This is a genomic window from Actinomycetota bacterium, assembly GCA_018830725.1.
Lineage (GTDB): Bacteria > Actinomycetota > Humimicrobiia > JAHJRV01 > JAHJRV01 > JAHJRV01.
Genome location: JAHJRV010000021.1, coordinates 1 through 4,055 on the forward strand (window position 1 = coordinate 1; position 4,055 = coordinate 4,055).

At 34.3% G+C, this 4,055-nt stretch carries 5 protein-coding genes and 1 pseudogene; 1 reads left to right on the plus strand and 5 read right to left on the minus strand.

Annotation, left to right across the window (positions count from 1 at the left end; all coding sequences use genetic code 11):
- Window positions 1-232: 232 nt before the first annotated feature.
- Complete coding sequence (locus KKC53_00960) at window positions 233-979, minus strand: transglutaminase family protein (GenBank protein MBU2597744.1); 747 nt, start codon at window positions 977-979, stop codon at window positions 233-235.
- Here KKC53_00960 and KKC53_00965 point away from each other — a divergent pair.
- Window positions 876-1,382, plus strand: a complete 507-nt coding sequence (locus KKC53_00965) for a hypothetical protein (GenBank protein ID MBU2597745.1) — start codon at window positions 876-878, stop codon at window positions 1,380-1,382. The two genes, KKC53_00960 and KKC53_00965, sit on opposite strands and share 104 nt — an antisense overlap.
- Window positions 1,383-1,471: 89 nt before the next feature.
- Here the strand turns inward: KKC53_00965 and KKC53_00970 are convergent.
- The 4 genes and pseudogenes from KKC53_00970 to KKC53_00985 all read right to left on the minus strand — a co-directional run bounded on the left by KKC53_00970 (window position 1,472) and on the right by KKC53_00985 (window position 3,774).
- A pseudogene (locus KKC53_00970) lies at window positions 1,472-1,730 on the minus strand (putative sulfate/molybdate transporter).
- A gap of 230 nt (window positions 1,731-1,960) precedes the next feature.
- Window positions 1,961-2,158, minus strand: a complete 198-nt coding sequence (locus KKC53_00975) for a hypothetical protein (protein ID MBU2597746.1) — start codon at window positions 2,156-2,158, stop codon at window positions 1,961-1,963.
- Window positions 2,159-2,360: 202 nt separating this feature from the next.
- Window positions 2,361-2,951, minus strand: coding sequence for an HNH endonuclease (locus tag KKC53_00980; protein MBU2597747.1), 591 nt, complete (start codon window positions 2,949-2,951; stop codon window positions 2,361-2,363).
- Window positions 2,944-3,774: a site-specific DNA-methyltransferase gene (locus KKC53_00985; GenBank protein MBU2597748.1), complete on the minus strand. Its 831-nt coding sequence runs from the start codon at window positions 3,772-3,774 to the stop codon at window positions 2,944-2,946. Before KKC53_00985 ends, KKC53_00980 begins: the two co-directional genes overlap by 8 nt.
- Window positions 3,775-4,055 lie beyond the last annotated feature (281 nt).

A 4,055-nucleotide genomic window follows, 5' to 3' on the forward strand; every position in this document is an offset into this window, starting at 1 on the left:
TTAGATATTATTGTGCGCAAAATATGATATATGCATAACCATTGCACAGATAATCTAACTCAAGCACAATAAACAGTAAATACTGTGCAAGTTACTATGCTTTAGCGAGTATTTTATATAATTCTTTGTTTAGATAAAGAACTTCTCGCCCTTCAGCTTTCTTATCTAAAATACCTAGATTCACAAGCCTGTTAAGATACTTACTTGCTGTATTTCGTGAAGCAACATTGTCTTACTCCTCTACTTTTACTATCTCCCATTCCTCCTGATTTGATACTGTAGTACTCTCAACACCCCACCAATAATTATAATGAAAGTAGTAATAACCTTTTAGAATGTCACGATTCCTGCCCTGACCAACTATAATATAATCTGCTGTGGTTCCGGCAAAATATGTCTCTCGATTCGCCTGAAATCTACCCCAAGTAGGATCCATAGGTACCCAACCTACACATGGTATATATACCTCTAGCCGATTATGCTTATTCTCATGTGCAATATAATGACCATTTGTGCAACAAGTGACTCCCTCTATGAAGCGGGCTGGTATTCCAGCAGCACGGCAGAGTGCAATTAAAGAATCTGTAAAGTCAGTACAGTCCCCCGAACGGTCTTCCAGAGTCAACAAAGCTCCCTCATTTATGTCACCTGGATTACTAGTGTATGAAATATTATCACCCACGTAGTTGTAGAAAGCCTTTACCTTCTCGCATGCTGTGACTTTGCTCTTAGCCAGCTCATTGGCAAGGGAGATGATCTGCTCTGTATCTGACTCTATGTTTAATTCTGGATCAATGAATATGGTTGGAAGTGAGCAATCGCACTTGCTTATATTAAAATCCAATGCGTTCACTGCCACTTTGTAGTAGATTTCAATGTTCAGTTTTTCCCCAGAAGCTACATTAGCAAATTCAAACTTAGCATATACATTATCATACTCATCCGTTATAGTCTCGAAACCCTGTGGTATTATCTCCATAGAAACCACTTTCTGGTATGGTTCAATGTCTCTGATTAGAGACACATGCAGAAGGATGCGAGTGGCAATGCCTGGTCCATTGTTCACTAAGGTAACGGAGTGCCTGACATCATATTCTACAACTGCTGTGATCTTAGGTAGTATTAGTTTTGCTATAGGTGGCTCAGTCAGTCGGGTTATTTCCTCCTTAGTTGTTTCCTCTACTTCTTCTTCTGTCACTCCCTCTTCAGTTGTTTTACCTGTCAATTCCTCTTCTGTAGTTTCCGAAATAACTTCAACAGACTTAGTGGATGGTGCTGAAGGACAACCAGTTAATGTAAGTGACAAAGATGTAATTACTGAAAAAGCTAAAATCATTATAAATATTTTTCTAATAAAATTCATTTATCACCATCTTTTATAATAATTGTTTTTTATAATAAATACTTAATATATTTTAATATAGACTTTCTTTTGTGGATTCTTTTTACAACAGTAAATAAGTTATTTTAACTAAGTTCTCTTATCTAAATCTATTACTTTTTTTATTATTTTTATCCTTAAAATCTTCATAGTCTTAATTGGTTGTAACTTTTGCAATCCAATTCATAATGCCAGTTAGAATATTTGCCAGACCCATAATCATAAGGAACCCAGCCGGATTGAGACCACAGACAACGATATAGCCGATTGCTAACGGAAAGAGTGTACCAGAGTCGCCCATGGATCCAGCCAATTCTCTTAAATTGAACTCAAACGATCTGATCTTCATAGCTTATTTAGAATTTAGCGGTCGATTACATCTAACTCGTTTTTATACTAAATATTTTCGTTAAAATATACTTTTCTTTCATATTATATGAAAAAAGTAATGATTTATCTTAAAATTTTAAAGGATTTTATATAAAATGTGATTTAAGATGAGGACAGTATAATTATTAAAAATTTAGGAATTTTTGCAGGCACAGATATTTTAAAGTCTAATCAGTTTCTCCAACCACTCTATGTTTCCATGTTTTCAAACTTCAATCCTATAGGCACTTTCTTCCAAATCATTGTCTGCCATCGGATCCCTGGTTCCCACTTATTATCTGCTGATGGAAAATGATCTGGTTTGTGCATTGTAGCATCAAAGTTAAATGGAGCTTTTGGTAAAAGATCTATTAACTGTTTAATTTCCAAAAATATGAGTTTGCTCACTAAACATCTCCTAAGTCTATAACACATGAAAAATACCTATATTTGAGAACTCTAAATTTCGGCTATATTTGACAAAATTTCATATAACGGAATCGCGCTATGCGAAGTTTGCGGAGCGTAGCGGAGCAAATTTGGGCGTAACGAAGTGAAGCCGTATAGCCCGTGTTATACACAGTTGATGAAGGGACACCAAATTATCCCCCTATGCTTTTCCATTAGGACGAGGTATGTGTCCGTTTATTTCATGTCTATCATAGCATTCAAATACACATTTACAAAAATTAATCATTCGCTCATCATTCTCTACCACTGCTTTTTTATATATTTTGATAAAATATCTTTTTCCTGCTTCAGTTTGCGAGTAATTCTTTTTCATTAAATTATGCTCCGTACATAATGTTTGTCCATTCTCACTATCGTTTGTACCGTCCCTGTCTTTTGGTTTTATATGATCAACAACTAATTCAACGCCATCTTTCTTATCTCTTCCACAAACCACACAGCGATAGTTGTCTCTTTTTAATATATCCTCTTTGATTTTTGGTGGAAAATCCCATAATTCAATCTCTTGGACATGATCGGGATCATATTTATAGACACCTTTTTTAACCTTTATGAGTTTTCCCTCCTGATGTAGTTTTCTTATTGATCGCCAGGGATCTCTTGGGGGAGTATCATGTTCTTCTAACCACTGCTCAGTTACCCAATCCACAACAGGACCGTGTTTTAATTCTTTATTTGGATGGTCCATAAAGTATTTCATAATCAGTTCGTTTATTGTCTTTTTAGCCATATTGTTTCACCTCCAAGGGCACTGGAACCTCTTCAAATAATTTCCTTTCATATATTTTTGCCTCATTAATTAATCTTTCTTTTGCGAGTTCGCAATAACTCTTATCAACATCAACCCCTATTGATTTTCTATTATTTAGATAAGCAGCAATTAATGTAGTTCCGCTACCCATAAACGGATCTAAAACAGTATCACCTACAAAACTAAATAATTTTATACATCTTCTTGGAAGTTCAACAGGGAATGGTGCAGGATGACCGATTTTCTTTTTACTTTCTCCGGAAAATGTCCAGAGACCACTTGTCCATTCCATAAACTCTTTCTTGCTTATATCCGATTTTCGGCTGCCGCTGGTTTTCTTCCATCTATTCTTGTATAAAACTACAATCAACTCAACAGGTGCAATAACATAAGGTGCTGAAGCACTTAGCCATGAACCCCATGCAGTCCTACGGGAAATATTTCCTTCATTCCATACTATCGTAGAATGATATTTGAAACCTATCCCTTTAGTAGCAATTGTGGTCAAATCCGCACCCACGCTTTGTTGTCCCCCCTTGTTTTTATCCAATGGAATATTCAAGCAGAACCTTCCATCGTCTTTAAGAAGATCAAAACAACGCAATAGCCATTTATTACTAAAGTCCAAATATTCATCATAAGGGAGTGTATCGTCGTGGGAGTTATATTGTATATCTACATTATAAGGTGGCGAGGTAACAATCAAATCTATGGAGTTCCTTTGAATTTCGTGTGTGGTGAGGATATCGTCATTGATTATCTTTAATTTCTCGTTTTTAAAAAATATTTTTCTAACATTCATGTTATCTTAATTTAATTTTAAAAATAATAAATATTGATATTCTAAAGTAAATTCGTCCTGAAGTCTATTACGTTTAACTCATTTTTTAGCGAAATATTTCTCTCAAAATATACTTTAATTACGCATTATATGTATTGTTAACGATTTAGATTAACACTTTTAGCATTTTGTTTTTTTATAAATTGATTGTTTGGTTACTCTCATAAATTAAGTTTTTCATACTAATAATAAATAAGTATTTTATTTTAGTAATAAATTACACAAAAATATTATAACACAAA